The 1,200-nt window shown below is 40.9% G+C and carries 1 protein-coding gene; it reads right to left on the bottom strand.

The window, feature by feature from the left end:
- Positions 1-124: 124 nt before the first annotated feature.
- A complete protein-coding gene (locus tag HMPREF9304_RS07365; protein WP_036927911.1) occupies positions 125-1,180 on the bottom strand; it encodes an IS5 family transposase in 1,056 nt (351 codons plus the stop codon).
- Between the last annotated feature and the right edge of the window lie 20 nt (positions 1,181-1,200).

The following is a 1,200-nucleotide window of genomic DNA, read 5'->3' as shown; positions in this document are numbered from 1 at the left end:
GAGACCTCTGCAAAACTTTCTCTTCCTCTCATAAATTCACTTATAACCACATTAAATCTAAAAATAAAGCCTATCTAAGGATCAAAAGGGCTTATATACCCCCTATTTAATATATATTTCTCCCTTATTTGAGAGAATTGGACACAATTATCCCAGGAGTTCGATAAAGATTGTATGCAACAGCCTCCATAATATGTTGCGCATGTGTCTTTGTCAATCCCACATATCTTGCCACTCCTGCACGAAACCATCTATGCATAGAACCAAAAGTACGCTCAACTCTGTATCTAATCTTACTGATGCTAACATTGATACGTTGCTCCCTTTCTGTAATCTTCTTGCCTCTAACCCCTTTGTGCATGATTCTGCTCTTGAGCTTCATCCGAGTAAGTACTTCCTTGTTCTCTGAAGAGTTATAGCCTTTATCGGCATAGACAGGTGTTCTAACAGGAAGATTGGCTTTCTGCAAAGGAGTTTCAAGATGTTTGATGTCACTTTCATTGGCGGCAGTTGTTTCCTCAGCCAAAATCAAACCATTCTCGTCAGTCACAGTATGTCGCTTATAACCAAAGTGAAGTTTGCCCATCTTCTTAATCCATCTTGCATCTCCATCAACGTTTGGCTTAATAACTTCCTTGACCATTGCTTTTTCTGAACTATCACGACTGTCTGCTTCATTACGGTCTTCCACTACTTCATACTCCTTGCGTCCACGCGGACGGCGTGGAGTATCGGTAATGCTCGCATCGATAATAGCACCACGCTTAACGATGACACCTTTAGACTCAAGTTGCCGATTGATTTCATTGAGAACCATATCATAAAGTTCTGCTTCCACCAACGTGTTGCGAAAGCGGCAAACTGTAGTACTGTCGGGAGCAGTATCTTCTAGACCCAAGCCAACAAACCGACTGAAAGAAAGACGATCGTTTACTTGTTCCTCTACCTCACCGTCACTAAGACCATACCATGTACGAAGAAGTTCTATCTTGAATAAAATCAAGCTGTCATAACTTGGACGACCTGTTGATTTATAACCTTTGGTATAAGCGATTTCTATGATACCACGGATAGGTGTCCAATCGATTAATTTATCTATTTGGGAAAAGAAGGTCTGCTTGACCTTACGCTGACCGAGAACGACATCGGCAAAACTGGGAGAAGAAAGAGTTTGTTTCATACCATAAAGGTACAAAAAAA

The organism is Hoylesella timonensis S9-PR14, from assembly GCF_000762405.1.
GTDB lineage: Bacteria > Bacteroidota > Bacteroidia > Bacteroidales > Bacteroidaceae > Prevotella > Prevotella timonensis_A.
Note: the sequence above shows the minus strand (reverse complement) of the source record. Positions and strands in the feature narration are given on the sequence as shown.

Coding starts and splice junctions, on each gene's coding strand:
- HMPREF9304_RS07365 (WP_036927911.1), bottom strand. CDS start 1,180: ATGAAACAAACTCTTTCTTCTCCCAGTTTTGCCGATGTCGTTCTCGGT.